A 15475-nucleotide genomic window follows, 5' to 3' on the forward strand; every position below is an offset into this window, starting at 1 on the left:
CGTGCGAGCGGCGCTTTCACCGCGCCGGCCTTCGCCGCCGGCGACATGGCCGGCATGGACATGTCGGGCATGAAGATGTCGTCGGGCGGTGCGGCCGAGTCGAACGCCGCGCTGACCGATGCCGAAGTGAAGAAGGTCGATGCCGCGAGCGGCCGGATCACGCTGAAGCACGGCGCGCTCGACAACGTCGGGATGCCGCCGATGACGATGGCGTTCAAGGCGAAGGACGCGGCGATGCTCGAGCACGCGCATGCGGGCGACAAGGTCAAGGTGCGGATCGAGAAGGTCGACGGCACGCTGACGATCGTCAAGCTCGTGAAGGCGTCCTGACCTGACGGCATGCCGGTGCCTCGCCCGCCCGGTTATGCCGTTCGGCAGGAGATGGACACCTTTATTTCAACAATTCTTGAAATATGGAAATGAAGGCGCTATCCTTCGCGCCATGGACTCCAATCTCGTCGTGCGCGCCCTGGGCGCGCTTGCTCATGAAGCGCGCCTGGCCATCTTTCGCGCGCTGGTCGTCGCCGGGCCGCAAGGGCTGCCGGCCGGTGCGATCGCCCAGCAGATCGGGCTGTCGCCATCGAGCCTGTCGTTCCATCTGAAGGATTTGTCGCATGCGGAGCTGGTCACCGCGCGTCAGGACGGCCGGTTCATCTATTACGCGGCGAACTTCGAATCGATGAGCGGCCTCATCGGGTTCCTGACCGAAAACTGCTGCGCCGGCGCTGCGTGCGGCGTGCCGGCGGCGCCGGCCTGCTGCGGGGATCGCACATGAGCGGCTCGCACGCGGCCCCGTCGCGAGCCGCGGCGGCCCGGCCCGCCATCGGATTTTTCGAACGCTACCTGACCGTCTGGGTGGCGCTGTGCATCGTGCTCGGCATCGCGCTGGGCCTGGCACTGCCGGGGCTCTTTCAGCGCATCGGCCGCCTGGAATACGCGCAGGTCAACCTGCCCGTCGGGTTGTTGATCTGGGTGATGATCGTGCCGATGCTCGTCAAGGTCGACTTCGGCGCGTTGCATGAGGTTCGCCAGCACGTGCGGGGGATCGGCGTCACGCTCGTCGTGAACTGGCTTGTCAAGCCGTTCTCGATGGCCTTGCTCGGCTGGCTGTTCATCCGGCAGCTGTTCGCGCCGATGCTGCCGGCCGACCAGATCGACAGTTATATCGCCGGCCTGATCCTGCTGGCCGCCGCGCCGTGCACGGCGATGGTGTTCGTGTGGAGCCGGCTGACCGGCGGCGATCCGCTGTTCACGCTGTCGCAGGTCGCGCTGAACGACAGCATCATGGTGATCGCTTTCGCGCCGCTCGTCGGCCTGCTGCTGGGGATGTCCGCCATCACGGTGCCATGGGCGACGCTGCTCACGTCGGTCGTGCTCTACATCGTCATCCCGGTGATCCTCGCGCAAGCGTGGCGCAGGCTGTTGCTCGCCAGGGGGCAGGCGGCGTTCGACCGCGCGATGGCGAAGATCGGCCCCTGGTCCATCGCCGCGCTGCTGGCCACGCTGGTGCTGCTGTTCGCGTTCCAGGGCGAGGCGATCCTGAAGCAGCCGCTGGTGATCGCGCTGTTCGCGGTGCCGATCCTGATCCAGGTGTTCTTCAACGCAGCGCTCGCCTATGGGCTCAATCGCATCGTCGGCGAGAAACACAGCATCGCGTGCCCGTCGGCGCTGATCGGCGCGTCCAACTTTTTCGAGCTGGCCGTGGCGGCGGCCATCAGCCTGTTCGGCTTCCACTCGGGCGCGGCGCTCGCGACCGTCGTCGGCGTGCTCATCGAGGTGCCGGTCATGCTGCTCGTCGTGCGCGTGGTCAACCGTTCGAAGGGCTGGTACGAGCGCAAGTGAAATCAATCAGGATTCCGGAAATGACCGACATCACGATCTATCACAACCCCGATTGCGGTACGTCGCGCAACACGCTGGCGATGATACGCAACAGCGGCGTCGAACCGCGTGTCGTGCTGTACCTCGACACGCCGCCCGGGAAAGAGGCGTTGCGCGCGCTGATCGCGGCGATGGGCATCCCCGTTCGCGACGTGCTGCGTCGCAAGGGCACACCGTATGACGCGCTCGATCTCGACAATCCGAAATGGAGCGACGACGACCTGATCGGCTTCATGGTCGCGCATCCGCTCCTGATCAATCGCCCGATCGTCGTCACCCCGCTCGGCACGCGGCTGTGCCGCCCGTCCGAACGGGTGCTCGATATCCTGCCCGATCCGCAGAACGGGCCGTTTGCGAAGGAAGACGGCGAAATCGTGATCGATGCGGAGGGCAAGCGTGTCTGACCGCCTGAACGATCTGCCGCAACTCGACGCCGCGCTGTTTCGCGTGCCGGACGCGAGCCTGCTGCAACCCGCGCGCCCGTCGACGCATCCGCCACGCATCGTGCTGCTCTACGGGTCGTTGCGCGCGCGTTCGTTCAGCCGGCTGCTGGTCGAGGAGGCGGCGCGGCTGCTGACGGCCATGGGCGCCGATGTCAGGATCTTCAATCCGGCCGGATTGCCGTTGCCCGACGATGCACCCGAGCATCACCCGAAGGTGGCGGAGTTGCGCGAGCTCGTGCAATGGTCGGAGGGCATGGTGTGGTGCTCTCCCGAGCGGCACGGCGCGATGACCGGCGTGATGAAAGCGCAGATCGACTGGATTCCGCTGTCGGTCGGCGCGGTACGGCCGACGCAGGGCAAGACGCTGGCGGTCATGCAGGTCAGCGGCGGATCGCAATCGTTCAACGCGGTCAACCAGATGCGGGTGCTCGGACGCTGGATGCGCATGCTGACCATTCCGAACCAGTCGTCCGTCGCGAAGGCGTTCATGGAGTTCGGCGACGACGACAGGATGAAGCCGTCCGCGTATTTCGACCGGGTCGTCGACGTCATGGAGGAACTGGTCAAGTTCACGCTGCTCACGCGCGATGTCGGCGCGTACCTGACGGACCGGTACAGCGAGCGCAAGGAAAGCGCCGAGCAGCTGTCGCAGCGTGTGAACCAGGAGCGCATCTGACACGCTTGCGGGCACGCGGCGCGGCGGTGCATCGTTCGCACCGCGGCAGCGTGCCCGTGCCGCGTGAGCCGGGTTACCGGGCCAGTGTCAGGAACAGATAGGCTGCGTAACCCGCGCCGTTCGCCAGCAACGCCCAGATCGCGAGCCCGCGCGTGCGCGCATTGACGCGCAGCCATGCGGCCGCCGCGAGCGTGACGATCACGCCGGTCAGCACTTCGAGGCGCGGCTCCCACGGCGTCAGCATGATGCCGATCGCCGGCAGCAGCGTGCCCTGGAACACCATCGCGCCGGTGATGTTGCCGAACGCGAGCGTGTCCTTCCCGCGGCGGATCCACAGCACGCTGTTGACCTTCTCGGGCAACTCCGTCGCGATCGGCACGATGATCAGCGACAGCAGCAGAGCCGAGACGCCGAGCACGTGCGACACGCCTTCCACGCCGTGAATGAAACCCTTCGCCCCGCCGACCAGCAGCGCGACGCCGATGAGCAACTGCAGCGCGATGGTTGCCAGGTTGGTCGGCAAGCCCACGCGCGACAGGAACATCTTGTGCGGCGCCTCGGTGCCATGCCCGGCATCGACGAGCCGGTTCGACGCACGGAACGTCATCACGACATACATCACGTAGATCCCGACCAGCATCGCGGCGAGCAGCGCGCGCACGGCGCCGTTGTGATGCGGGACGAACATCGCGGCGGTGGCCAGTGAGAACGCGGCGAGGAAGTAGTTCAGGTCGCGCACGAAACCCGTCCGTTCGGGCGTGATCGTGCCGCGCGGCCCGCGCGAGCGGATCACCGCGAGCGTCATCAGGAACGTGGTGAGCGTGGCGAGCATCAGCGGCGCGCCGAGAATCGCGCCGACACCGATCTCCTCGTTCACGGCCGGGTTCGCCGTGCCGCCGGCGAGCGCGAGCAGCGGCACCATCGTTTCGGGCAGCGCGGTGCCGACGGCGGCGAACAGTGAACCGGTGACGCCTTCGGAAATCTTCAGGCGTTCGCCGAGATGTTCGAGCGCATTGGTGAAGACCTCGGCGGCGACGAGGATGACGATCAGCATGACCGCCAGTTCGACGAACATGAACGTCATGCGGCACCTCCGCAGGCATGCGTGCGGACGGCGGCGAAACGCGGGGAGAGGGCGGCGGGGAACATGGGGACTCCGTGGTCGGACGTTGACGAACCATGGCACACATCCGCCGACGTCCGACCAGGAACGACGCGATGTGCCGATGGTCTCGCCAGGCCGATCAGGCTGAACGCGCCACGGCCGCAGGCCGAGTGTGTTGACGCGTTCGCTTTCCGGAGACGGAAAGCAGGCTACTCCCCAAAGACGAAGGGCAGTCTAGCCGAGCGGGTTGCTTTCGACAAGCATTCATTTCGTACGGCATTGTCGGGTCGGTGGGTATGGGGAGACGCTGAATGACTGGGCACGCAATGACCTGGCCGATGTGATGTGTCGATCGCGGGCCGACGGAAGTGGTCACAAAAGAGGCGGAAGTGCTCGTTGTCAAAGACGAGGTTGACCGTCCGGCAGAACCCGTCGCTGCAGTACACGCGCATCTCGTCGGTGACGTGCTGCAAATGCCCTTTGAGGGCCGGCAGACTAACCGTGCCGGAGCGACTGGCATGGACCGACAATCTGCGGCGGTATCGATGGGCGGTTGGTGACCATCTTCGTGTGATCGGGGGGGCGATTTCGTCGAGGAGGTTCGTGGCGGGATGCGGGACACATACCACTGCGGCCCGTCGACGCGAATCTGTTCACTCCACGCGCCCAGCCCCCGTGGAGGCTGACACGGTCGCCTTATTGGCAGACGAGGGGGCTGCGGAACTCGAGGACGAGATGTTGAGCCGTGTGGCGACGAAACCTTCTGTAACAGTCGTGCCGTCGGAAGACTGCCCGTACCGCTATGTCCTACGTAGGTTCGGCTGGATCTGACAAGTTGTCTTCGTTATCGACGTTGGAAATGCCGGGGTTTTGATTACGCTGAGACCGGTTCTCTCGCGAATCGTCATTCAAGCGCTATGCCCGACGTCAAAAAAGTCCCGTATTACCAGCTGAAGGCGACCGCCGTCATTCTCAAAGCGGTCTCGACCGTTGTCGTCACATGCGTGGTTGTCGCCATTGCATGGATGTTCGTGCCAGTGGACGTCAGGAATGCGATCGTGCTTTTCTCGCTCAAGCATGCGAAGAGCACGATCTTCGCCATCACGTCGATCATCTTCGTGCTCTACTTCTACCGGCTTGTCAGAAATATCGGCCATTTCAGCAGAACGAGGCGCGCAGGACTGGCCATCGTCACGCTGGGCTTCCTGGCATTCTTCTATCTCGTCAGCGTTCGCGGGATCACGACCGACGAAACCGACTGCCAGCGATACAACTACAACGCGAAACTGAACGGCGGCATCAAGCAGGTCGATGGCACAACCTATATCGTCAACATCTGCGGAAGTGGCCAACGCGGCAACGTCCTCTTTGCTGATCAAAACGAACAGATCAAAATCGTGGTGGCCGATGAGCACGGGTCGACACTTGCTACCCGGCTGTTTTTCGTCTTCTGGGGCGGCCGGCCTGGAAACGATCCGATCGAGATCCACGACGGCAAGCTGATCTACTTCGACGCATCGGATGCGTACGACAGCACGCGGACGATCTCGATGCCGCCGACCACGATAGATTGGGTCGCGGCGAGAATTCCGATTTCGCTGCGCTGATCCGGGTGCTGAAACCCGTCGCAGTCCCTGTGCCACGCGTCGGCACGAGCCACGTATGCCCGATCGTGTCGGTCGAGACTGCCGATGCAGCGCGTGACGTGCGATTCGACGATGTTTCCGATGTGATCGCCGAAGTAATGGCGCCTGCGAAGGCGGCCTGATCGTGGCCGTGAAATCGCCGTGCGTCGAGCCGTGTGTGTTCGCCGGCAATCATCGTGCTCGTGGTGCCATCGGCGTCGATGCGCCGACGACCAGACTTCCCGCGCCGAGAAACAGCCTTGACGCTTCGCATCTAGCCGAGCGGATACCTTTCGACAAGCCTTCATCCCAAAAAAATATACCCCTCTCCCCTATACGGGAACCCTTCCGGATATATACTCCCCCTCCCTATCTAGGAGCCCGTCGTCGATGAGCCATACCGTTCGTGAAAAACAGAAGCTGCTGAACCGCGTGCGCCGGATCAAGGGCCAGGTCGAGGCCATCGAGCGTGCGCTCGGGGAGGAGCACGGCTGCAACGAGGTCCTGCAATTGATCACGAGTTGTCGCGGCGCGATGAACGGGCTGCTGGCCGTCGTGCTGGAAGACCACATTCGCGAGCATCTGGTCGATGCGCACGAACCTGACGCACACGAAGGCAGCGCGACCGAGCAGCTGATTGACGTGGTGCACAGCTATTTCAAGTAATCGGGGCAGGACATGAACGCTTTCCAGGATGACGCATTCGGCGCCGGGCACGACCATATCTTTCTCGGTGCGGCGCACGAGCAGAACGAACGCAGGACGTGGATGGTCATCGGCCTGTGCTCGGCAATGATGGTGGCCGAGATCGTCGGCGGCACGCTGTTCGGGTCGCTCGCGCTCGTCGCCGACGGGTTGCACATGTCGACGCACGCTGGCGCGATGCTGATCGCCGCGCTGGCCTATACCTATGCGCGCAAGCATGCGGACGATCCGCGCTTCGTGTTCGGCACCGGCAAGCTGGGCGACCTGGCCGGGTTCACGAGCGCGATCGTGCTCGCGATGATCGCGATCCTGATCGGCTACGAGGCGGTTGCGCGTCTGCTGGCGCCCGTGCCCATTCACTTCAGCGAAGCGATTCCGATTGCCGTGCTGGGGCTCGCGGTGAACCTCGCCAGCGTGTGGCTGCTGAGCGGCGGCCATCACCACGGGCATGGCCATGGGCACGGTCATCATCATGGGCACGACCACAACCATGATCACGACGATGACCCTCATGCGCATCACGATCACGGTTCGCACACGGCGGCCCATCGCGACCACAACATCCGGTCGGCCTACGTTCACGTGATCGCCGACGCGGCCGTGTCGGTGCTGGCCATCGTCGGCCTGCTGCTCGCACGTGCATTCGGCTGGGTCTGGATGGACCCCGTTGCGGGCATTGTCGGCGCGCTCGTGATCGCGAACTGGTCGTATGGGCTGATGCGCGATACCGGCGGCATCCTGCTCGACGTCAACGTCGATCGCAAGCTGGCGGCGCGCATACGTGATGCGATCGAGGCGCTGGGCGACAAGGTCAACGATCTTCACGTGTGGCGTGTCGGGCCGGGCCACATGAGTGCGATCGTGTCGGTCGAAACCGTCGAGACGGTGCGCGACGCGCGTTTCTACCATGCGCTGATCGAGGGTTTCGACGGCGTGTCGCACGTGACCGTCGAAGTGATGACGCCTGCGAAGGCGGCCTGACCGTGGCCGTGAAATCACCGTGCATCGAGCTGTGCGCGTTCGACGGCCGGACGGGCTTTTGCGTCGGCTGCCTGCGCACGCGCGACGAGGCGCGTGACTGGAAGAAGCTGACCGACCATCGCCGGCACCAGATACTGAACGACCGCAATCGCCGCCAGGCGAAAATCCGGCGCGAACCTGGGGAGTGAAGGGGCGTCGTCGTCGTGCTTCGCCTGGTGGCGCGGCGGCCGTCATGCCGATGCGACACGCGCCGGAAACGCCTTACCGTTCGGCGCCGCGCGGAAAATGAAGCGCAAACGTCGTGCGCCCGTCACGGCTTGCGACCTCGACCTTGCCGCGATGCAGCTCCATGATCGATTTCACGATCGCGAGCCCGAGGCCCGCGTTGCGCGCCGCGCCGTGCCGCGACGAATCGATGCGGTAGAAACGCTCGAAGATCCGTTCGACCTGTTCGGGCGGAATTGCGGCGCCGCGATTGGTGACTTCGACGACCGCATAGCCGCCTTGCGTGGACACCGCCAGCTCGATCGTCGACCCGGCTTGCGCGTGTTCGAGCGCGTTCGACGCGAGATTGCTGACGGCGCGCCGGAACAGCGTCGCATCGGCGACGACGGTCGCTTCGCCTTGCACGTCGATGCGCACGCCGGTTTCATCGGCAAGCGCCTGGAAATACGACGCGAGCCGGCGCAACTCGCCGCCCGCGTCAAGTTCGGCGGTCTTCAAGTGCTGGCGCGCATTGTCGGTGCGCGCGAGAAACAGCATGTTCTCGATCATCCGCTGCAGCCGTTCGCATTCCTCGATGTTCGAATCGATCAGCGCTTCGTATTCCTCGGTCGTGCGCGCGCGCGACAGCGTGACCTGCGACGAACTGATCACGTTGGCGAGCGGCGTGCGCATGTCGTGCGCGAGATCGGACGAGAACTGGGAGAGCCGCACGAACGCGCGTTCGAGGCGATCGAGCATCCGGTTGACCGACGTCGCGAGTTCACGCAGCTCGACCGGGCCGCCACGCGCGTCGAGCCGCGCGTTCAGGTTGTGCGCCTCGATGCGTGACGTCTGGCGACCGAGGCTCTCGACCGGGCGCAGGCCGCGCGACGCGACCGCGTAACCGAGCGCGCCGACCAGCAGCGCGCCCGCGGCCGCCGCGAGCCAGATGTCGACGCGATAGCTTTCGAGCAACGACTGGCGATCGGTCGCCGTGCGTGCAAGCGCAACCTGGATCGCATCGCCGGACGGCAGCGTGGCGCGCGCATACACGCAGCGCGACGTGCCGATGCCGGGCGGCGCGCACGTGAACGGCGTGCCGGTTGCGCTGGCCGGATGGGGCGCGGCGATCACCGACGCCAGCGTGTGGCCGGCTTCGTCGGAATGCTCGACGAGCGCGCGGTTCCGCGCGTCGTAGATGCCGAGATAGACGCCCGGATGTGACAGCAGCACTTCATGAAACACGGCCGGATCGGCGCGCAGCGCGGCAGCCGAACCGCTCGCGTGCGCAAGCTGCAGGAACTGGTTGAGCTTGCCGGAGATCTCGATGTCGTCGCGCCGCGTCAGCTCGGCGGACAGCGAGCGATACAGGTACGCGCCGGTCAGCGCGAACACGAGCGCGGCGACGACGGCGAACGCCAGCGTCAGGCGCCGCAGCAGCGAATACGAGGCCGGGCTGCTGCGCGTCACGAACGATCCTCGAGCACGTAGCCCATCCCGCGGATCGTGTGGATCAGCTTCTTCTCATAGGCGTTGTCGATTTTCGCGCGCAGGCGCTTGATCGCGGCATCGACGACGTTCGTGTCGCTGTCGAAATTCATGTCCCAGATCTGCGACGTGATGAAGGTGCGCGTCAGCACTTCGCCTTCGCGTTCGGCGAGCAACTGCAGCAGCGCGAATTCCTGCGCGGTCAGGTCGATGCGCGTGTCGGCGCGCCGCACGCGGCGGCGGATCAGGTCGACTTCGAGATCGGCGACATGCAGGATGTCGCGCACGTTGCGCGGCGCGCGTCGCAGCAGCGAGCGGATGCGCGCGAGAAACTCGGCATACGCGAACGGCTTGAGCAGGTAGTCGTCGGCACCCAGCTCGAGCCCGGCGACCTTGTCCTCGATCGCCTCGCGCGCTGTGAGCAGCAGCACCGGCGTCTGCTTCTGCGCGCGCAGGCGCCGGAGCACCTCGAAGCCATCCATTTCCGGCAGCATCACGTCGAGCACGACGAGATCGAAATCCTCGTGCAGCGCAAGGAACAGCCCGTCCTTGCCGGTTTCCGCAATGTCGACCGTGTAGCTCGCCTCCATCAGCCCTTTCCGGAGGTACGACGCCATCTTGGGTTCGTCTTCGACTATCAGTATCCGCATGGTGAGGCAGGCTGTCCGTGATTCCAGCCGGTCAGTGTAACGCGTGAGCATAGGGCGCCGAGCGTGCGCGAAGAATGACCGCCGGATGACGGAATGGTCATGAAGCGCTTGCGCCGCGTCGCCCGCGTTTCATGAAAATCCGGTCATGTTTCGGCCATGTCGTCGTCACCGCGACGGCGCTAAGCTGCGGCCGTCTTGTCCCCCGGCACGCGCTGTCACGGCGCCGCGCCGGCCCATCCGGTCGTTGCCTGCCTGATTCCGCATCCATGTCGTACTGGCGCAAATTCCTCCTCGTCGTGCTGCTGGCGCTGAGCCTGCCGATCCAGTCGTTCGCGACTGTTTCGATGCAGTGCGAACGCGTTGCCGTCGCGCCGATGGAAGCGGCGTCGCACACGATGCCGGGCGCGCAGGACGGCCATCACGACGCCGACAGCCACGCCCGGCATGCGCCGGCGTGTTCCGCGTGCGTGTCCTGCTGCGTCGGCGCCGGCATGTCGGGCGCGCCCGCCGTCCCCGTCGCGGCCGGCGTTCGCGCGGCGATCGTCTCGCCACCGCCCGCGGCCGGGGTCGTGTCGTTCCTGACCGGCGGCATCGACAGGCCGCCGCGCCGGCTTCTCGTCTAGACCATGCCCGCGGCCCAGACCGGCCGTGCTCCGCAATCCGCTCCGGCGGCGGCATCGCGTCCGCCGCACGACACACGACGAGACCCATTCATGCGATTGATTACTGCGGCGCTGCTTGGCGCGGCGGCCATCGTGCCGTCGCTCGCGCCTGCGCAAACCCCGCTGCCCGATCCGGCGGACGCCGCCGCGGCGGTGCCCGACGTCACCGTGACGTCCGCATTCGACGGCTACCGGCCGTATCGGGACGACGAAGGCCCGGGCTGGAAACAGCTGAACCGCGACGTGACGGAACGGCCCGCGAAGGGGCGCACGACCGGTCGTGCGACTGGCGGCGCTACCCGTTCGATGCACGAGGAGGCCGCGCGATGACGATGCTGTCGATCTCGCCGAGGATCGGCGCGGCCGCGGCCGCGCTGGCCTTCCTCGCCGGCTGCACGACGTTTTCGAAGGACGGCGGTTTCGACGCGGTGTCGTCCGTCGCGTCGGAGCGCATCGGCAAGGACGCGGTCGTGGTCAGGACCGACGCCGACCGTGAAGCCGTCGACACGCGCACGAAGGAACTGCTCGCCAGGCCGCTGTCGATCGACGATGCGGTACAGGTCGCGCTGCTGAACAACCGCGGCCTGCAGGCGTCGTACGCGGAACTGGGGCTGTCGGAGGCCGATCTCGTCCAGGCCGGCCGGCTGCCGAACCCGCGTTTCGCGTTCAGCCGCACCCGCGCCGGCGACGGCGAGCTGACGCTCGGCCGCACGTTCTCGGCGAACGTGTTCGCGCTGCTGACCCTGCCGCTCGCGACGAACATCGAACGCCGTCGCTTCGAGCAGACCAAGCTCGAAACCGCCGACGCGATGCTGAAGGTGGCCGCCGACGCGCGCCGCGCGTATGTCGAGGCCGTCGCGGCCGAACAGGCCGCGAACTATGCAGGGCAGGTGCGCGATGCCGCGAGTGCGGCCGCCGAACTGGCGCAGCGCATGCGGCAGGCCGGCAACTTCAGCCGCCTCGATTACGCGCGGGAACAGGCGTTCCACGCCGATGCGGCCGCGCAGCACGCGAAGGCGCGCCAGCAGGCCGTGGCCGCGCGCGAGAAGCTCACGCGCGCGATGGGGCTGTGGGGCGAACGCACGCGATACGCGCTGCCCGAGCGCTTGCCCGACCTGCCGAAAGCGCGGCCGGACCTGCCCGATCTCGAACGTTTCGCGATGCGCAACCGCCTCGACATCCAGGCCGCGAAGCTGCAGACGCAGGGTGTCGCGTCGTCGCTCGGCCTGAGCAAGGCCACGCGCTTCGTCAATGCGGTGGATCTCGGCTACGTGAACGACTACGAGACCGGCAAGGGTCACGAGCACGGCTTCGAGATCAGCGTCGAGATTCCGCTGTTCGACTGGGGCGGCGCGAAGGTCGCGCGGGCCGAGGCCATCTACATGCAGTCGGCGAACCGGCTCGCGAAAACGGCCATCGACGCGCGTTCCGAAGTGCGCGAATCGTATGCGGCCTACGTGACGAGCTACGACGTCGCCACCCATTACCGCGACGAAGTCGTGCCGCTGCGCAAGACGATCTCGGACGAGCTGCTGCTGCGCTACAACGGGATGCTCGCGAGCGTGTTCGAGCTGCTGGCCGATGCACGCGAACAGGTCGGCGCGGTGAACGGCTACATCGATGCGCTGAAGGACTACTGGCTCGCCGAAACCGATCTGCAGATGGCCGTCGGGGGCCGGCTGCCGACGCCGGGCGACGTGTCGCGTCCGACGCCATCTGCCCGGCCGGAACCCGCTTCCAGTGCCGACGCTGCGCCGCAGCCGGCTTCCACCCCCGCGGCGCAACCGGCGCCCGCGACGCAAACGCATCCTGAAGGTCATTGACATGGTGTCCCGTCGACAATTTCTCAGCCACTCGGGCGCCGCGCTGCTCGGTGCGGCGATGGTCAGCAAGGCCGGCGCCGCGTCGTTGCCCGAAGCGCCCACGATGACGAAAACCGGCACGCAGCCGCCGCTCGTGCCGCCGAACGGCCGGCCGTACACGCCCGTCGCGACGCTGAACGGCTGGACGCTGCCGTGGCGGATGAAGAACGGCTGGAAGGAGTTCCACCTGACGGCCGAGCCCGTCGTGCGCGAGATGGCGCCCGGCATGAACGCGAACCTGTGGGGCTACAACGGCCAGTCGCCCGGCCCGACGATCGAGGCCGTCGAAGGCGACAAGGTGCGCATCTTCGTGACCAACCGGCTGCCCGAGCACACGACGATCCACTGGCACGGGCTGCGGCTGCCGAACGGGATGGACGGCGTCGGCGGCCTCACGCAGCCGCATATCCCGCCCGGCAAGACCTTCGTCTACGAGTTCCAGCTCGAGGCGCACGGCACGTTCATGTATCACCCGCACGCCGACGAGATGGTGCAGATGGCGATGGGGATGATGGGCATGTTCATCGTGCACCCGAAGGATCGCGGCACGATGCCGGTCGATCGCGACTTCGTGTTCCTGCTCGCCGCGTACGACATCGATCCGGGCAGCTATACGCCGCGCGTGAACGAGATGACCGACTTCAACATGTGGACCTTCAACTCGCGCGTGTTCCCGGGCATCGATCCGCTGCCGGTGCGCGCGGGCGACCGCGTGCGGATTCGTTTCGGCAACCTGACGATGACGAATCATCCGATCCACCTGCACGGCTACAGCTTCGAGGTCGCGGGCACCGACGGCGGCTGGATTCCGCCGGCGGCGCGCTGGCCGGAAGTGACGGCCGATGTCGCGGTGGGGCAGATGCGCGCGATCGAGTTCACCGCCGATCGCCCGGGCGACTGGGCGTTCCACTGCCACAAGTCGCATCACACGATGAATGCGATGGGGCATCAGGTGCCGAATTTGATCGGCGTGCCGCAGCAGGATCTCGCGAAGCGCATCGGCAAGCTCGTGCCCGACTACATGGCGATGGGCAGCACGGGCGGCGCGATGGGCAGCATGGAGATGCCGCTGCCCGACAACACGCTGCCGATGATGACGGGCACGGGCCCGTTCGGGCCGCTGGAGATGGGCGGCATGTTCACGGTCTGCAAGGTGCGGCAGGGCCTCGGCCGCAACGACTATCGCGATCCGGGCTGGTTCAGGCATCCGAAGGGCACCGTCGCGTACGAGTACACCGGCGAACTGCCGGACGGTTGAGCAGCAGCATGCGGCGGCCGTACCGATGCGGCCGCCGGTTTCCATTCACTCACACGGGAGTCGACATGATGAAGCAGGGACTGGTTTTGATGGCAACGGGTTGGGCGCTGGCGTTTTCCGCCGCGTCGTACGCGGCAGGCGACATGGCCGGGATGGACATGAGCGGTGGCGCGAAGCAGGAAGCCGCGGCAAAGCGGAGCATGTCGCACGGCGAAATCCGCAAGGTCGACATGGCTGCGGCCAGGCTGACGATCAAGCACGGCCCGCTCGAGAACCTCGGGATGGATGCGATGACGATGGTGTTCAAGGTGAAGGACCCGGCGATGCTGTCGCAGGTGAAGGCGGGCGACAAGATCGACTTCGTCGCGGAAGACGTGAACGGCGCGCTGACCGTCGTCGAGCTGAAGAAGCCGTGACGCGAGGCATGAACATGAAGATCACGACTCTCAGGCGGCTGGCCGCCATCGCCGTGGCCGGCGCGATCGTCGCGGCCGCGCCGGTCGCCGCGTCGGCGCACGGCAAGCTGGAAAGCGCCGCACCGGCGACGGGCAGCACGGTCGACACGGCGCCCGACACGTTGCGGCTCACCTTCAACGAAGACCTCGAACCGACGTTCAGTTCGGTGAAGGTGTCGGACGCGAACGGCAACACCGTCACGCAGGAAAAGGCGAAGATCGATGCTTCGAACCCGCGCGTGATGACCATTGCGATGCCGAAGCTCGCGCCGGGCGCGTACACGGTGCAGTGGGTCGCGATGACGGCCGATGCGCATCGCACCAAGGGCGCCTATACGTTCCGGGTGAAAGGGTGAACGACGGCTTCGTCGGTCTCCTGCGGCTCGTGTCGGTGGCGATCCAGAATGCCGGGTTCGCCGTCGTCGTCGGCGCGCTGCTCGGCAGCCACTGGCTCGCGCGCGGCGCGTCGGCGTGGCAGCACGGCATCGGGCGGCGGCTCGTCGCGACGCTGCGCATCGCGTCCGTCGTATCGCTGCTTGCCAGCATCACCGCGTTCTGGGCGCACTGCGCACTGATGAGCGACGTGTCGATGCTCGAAGCAGGGCCGCCCGTCCGCGCGATGCTCGCGGGCACGGGGTTCGGTCATGCGTGGCTGGCCGGCGCCGTATTCATGCTCGTCGTCGTGCTGCTGTCGTTCGTCAGGCGAGCGCGCGATTCGCGCTTTCCGTTCGCGATCTGGGCCGCGCTCGCCGGTGTCGCGCTCGCGCGCAGCAACGGCGGGCATCCGGTCGACGCGGGGCTGTTCAGCGTGCCGGTGTGGATCGACTGGCTGCATCTGCTGGCCATCAGCGCGTGGGTCGGGCTCGTGCTCGTGACGGCGTTCGGCGTGATGCCGCGGCTCACCGGCCTGCCCGCGAGCGAACGCACGACGGGCGCATCGTTCGTGCAGTCGCTGTCCGATGCATCGACATATGCGCTGATCGTGTTGTTCGCGACCGGCGCGTACAACGGCTGGCGCGGCGTCGATACGCCCGCCAACCTGCTCGCGTCGACGTACGGGCAGATCCTGCTGCTGAAGCTCGCGCTGGTGCTGATTGCCGCGGCGCTCGGCGGACACAACCGCTTCTTCGGGATGCCGAAGCTGTTGGCCGCGCTGAAGGACCCGGCCGCCGCGATGCCGGCCGGCCCGCTGCGGCAATTCGGTGCGGTGCTGCGGGTCGAGGCGGTCGTGCTCGGCGGCGTGCTGATGGTGGCGGCCGTGCTGGTGTCGAGCGCGTTGCCGGGGACGGTTTAGCGCGGCGGATCATGAGCGAAGGCACGCGGGGGAATCGTCGCGAGCACGAATTTTTTGTCGGACGATTTCCCCCGCATTTTCGGGCCCGGACATGCGAACGATGGCGATCGCGGCGTGATGACGACAATTACATCGGCCTGTCTTTCGATTACCAAAAACTGTCATTGAGCGCCGCTAAGCTTTCGC

General features: G+C 66.3%; 18 protein-coding genes, 1 pseudogene and 1 riboswitch. Of the genes and pseudogenes, 16 read left to right on the forward strand and 3 right to left on the reverse strand.

From position 1 onward, the window contains the following. Window positions 1-3: 3 nt before the first annotated feature. From VK92_RS22215 to arsH, 5 genes and pseudogenes are all read left to right on the forward strand, one after another. Window positions 4-330 (forward strand): annotated as a pseudogene (locus VK92_RS22215) (copper-binding protein); the annotation flags it as partial. 112 nt (window positions 331-442) lie between these two features. Continuing rightward, window positions 443-775, forward strand: a complete 333-nt coding sequence (locus VK92_RS22220; protein WP_042975389.1) for an ArsR/SmtB family transcription factor — start codon at window positions 443-445, stop codon at window positions 773-775. Continuing rightward, a complete protein-coding gene (gene arsB, locus VK92_RS22225) occupies window positions 772-1842 on the forward strand; it encodes an ACR3 family arsenite efflux transporter (protein WP_048024601.1) in 1071 nt (356 codons plus the stop codon). The genes VK92_RS22220 and arsB overlap by 4 nt, the downstream gene beginning before the upstream one ends. A gap of 20 nt (window positions 1843-1862) precedes the next feature. Beyond that, the gene (gene arsC / locus VK92_RS22230; protein ID WP_042975391.1) at window positions 1863-2285 is read left to right on the forward strand and encodes an arsenate reductase (glutaredoxin); all 423 of its coding nucleotides are present in this window, start codon (window positions 1863-1865) and stop codon (window positions 2283-2285) included. Further along, window positions 2263-3000, forward strand: a complete 738-nt coding sequence (gene arsH, locus VK92_RS22235; protein ID WP_081065068.1) for an arsenical resistance protein ArsH — start codon at window positions 2263-2265, stop codon at window positions 2998-3000. Before arsC ends, arsH begins: the two co-directional genes overlap by 23 nt. A 73-nt stretch (window positions 3001-3073) precedes the next feature. On the opposite strand, the gene VK92_RS22240 is transcribed toward arsH, so the two are convergent. Beyond that, a complete protein-coding gene (locus VK92_RS22240; RefSeq protein ID WP_048024560.1) occupies window positions 3074-4084 on the reverse strand; it encodes a sodium:calcium antiporter in 1011 nt (336 codons plus the stop codon). A 77-nt stretch (window positions 4085-4161) separates the two neighbouring features. Further along, window positions 4162-4335: riboswitch (yybP-ykoY riboswitch) on the reverse strand. Between the two features lie 687 nt (window positions 4336-5022). Here VK92_RS22240 and VK92_RS22245 point away from each other — a divergent pair. From VK92_RS22245 to VK92_RS22260, 4 genes are all read left to right on the forward strand, one after another. Next, entirely contained in the window at window positions 5023-5712 is a 690-nt protein-coding gene (locus VK92_RS22245) for a hypothetical protein (protein ID WP_048024559.1), read from the forward strand. A 408-nt stretch (window positions 5713-6120) separates the two neighbouring features. Beyond that, entirely contained in the window at window positions 6121-6396 is a 276-nt protein-coding gene (locus VK92_RS22250; RefSeq protein ID WP_048024557.1) for a metal/formaldehyde-sensitive transcriptional repressor, read from the forward strand. Between the two features lie 12 nt (window positions 6397-6408). Continuing rightward, the gene (gene dmeF / locus VK92_RS22255; RefSeq protein WP_048024555.1) at window positions 6409-7416 is read left to right on the forward strand and encodes a CDF family Co(II)/Ni(II) efflux transporter DmeF; all 1008 of its coding nucleotides are present in this window, start codon (window positions 6409-6411) and stop codon (window positions 7414-7416) included. Between the two features lie 2 nt (window positions 7417-7418). Next, window positions 7419-7604 (forward strand): DUF1289 domain-containing protein, encoded by a 186-nt coding sequence (locus tag VK92_RS22260; protein WP_021159996.1) that lies wholly within the window; start codon window positions 7419-7421, stop codon window positions 7602-7604. Between the two features lie 73 nt (window positions 7605-7677). On the opposite strand, the gene VK92_RS22265 is transcribed toward VK92_RS22260, so the two are convergent. Together VK92_RS22265 and VK92_RS22270 are read right to left on the reverse strand one after the other, a co-directional pair. Continuing rightward, window positions 7678-9090 (reverse strand): heavy metal sensor histidine kinase, encoded by a 1413-nt coding sequence (locus tag VK92_RS22265; protein ID WP_048024553.1) that lies wholly within the window; start codon window positions 9088-9090, stop codon window positions 7678-7680. Next, window positions 9087-9758, reverse strand: coding sequence for a heavy metal response regulator transcription factor (locus VK92_RS22270; protein ID WP_048024551.1), 672 nt, complete (start codon window positions 9756-9758; stop codon window positions 9087-9089). The genes VK92_RS22265 and VK92_RS22270 overlap by 4 nt, the downstream gene beginning before the upstream one ends. 266 nt (window positions 9759-10024) lie before the next feature. Between VK92_RS22270 and VK92_RS22275 the strand changes: the two genes are divergently transcribed. The 7 genes from VK92_RS22275 (at window position 10025) to VK92_RS22305 (ending at window position 15289) form a co-directional block, all read left to right on the forward strand. Then, window positions 10025-10381: a hypothetical protein gene (locus VK92_RS22275; RefSeq protein ID WP_048024546.1), complete on the forward strand. Its 357-nt coding sequence runs from the start codon at window positions 10025-10027 to the stop codon at window positions 10379-10381. Between the two features lie 90 nt (window positions 10382-10471). Then, window positions 10472-10750, forward strand: a complete 279-nt coding sequence (locus VK92_RS22280; protein ID WP_048024544.1) for a hypothetical protein — start codon at window positions 10472-10474, stop codon at window positions 10748-10750. Beyond that, window positions 10747-12243 carry a TolC family protein gene (locus tag VK92_RS22285; protein ID WP_048024542.1) on the forward strand — a complete coding sequence of 499 codons (1497 nt, stop codon included), beginning with the start codon at window positions 10747-10749 and terminating at the stop codon, window positions 12241-12243. Before VK92_RS22280 ends, VK92_RS22285 begins: the two co-directional genes overlap by 4 nt. 1 nt (window position 12244) lies before the next feature. Next, entirely contained in the window at window positions 12245-13540 is a 1296-nt protein-coding gene (locus VK92_RS22290) for a multicopper oxidase family protein (RefSeq protein ID WP_048024540.1), read from the forward strand. Between the two features lie 68 nt (window positions 13541-13608). Next, a complete protein-coding gene (locus VK92_RS22295) occupies window positions 13609-13956 on the forward strand; it encodes a copper-binding protein (RefSeq protein WP_048024600.1) in 348 nt (115 codons plus the stop codon). A 14-nt stretch (window positions 13957-13970) separates the two neighbouring features. Further along, window positions 13971-14351, forward strand: coding sequence for a copper homeostasis periplasmic binding protein CopC (gene copC, locus VK92_RS22300; RefSeq protein WP_048024599.1), 381 nt, complete (start codon window positions 13971-13973; stop codon window positions 14349-14351). Further along, entirely contained in the window at window positions 14348-15289 is a 942-nt protein-coding gene (locus VK92_RS22305) for a CopD family protein (protein ID WP_048024538.1), read from the forward strand. Before copC ends, VK92_RS22305 begins: the two co-directional genes overlap by 4 nt. The last annotated feature ends 186 nt before the right edge of the window (window positions 15290-15475 follow it).

The sequence above is a fragment of the Burkholderia sp. LK4 genome (genome assembly GCF_001043615.1).
Classification (GTDB): Bacteria; Pseudomonadota; Gammaproteobacteria; order Burkholderiales; family Burkholderiaceae; genus Burkholderia; species Burkholderia cepacia.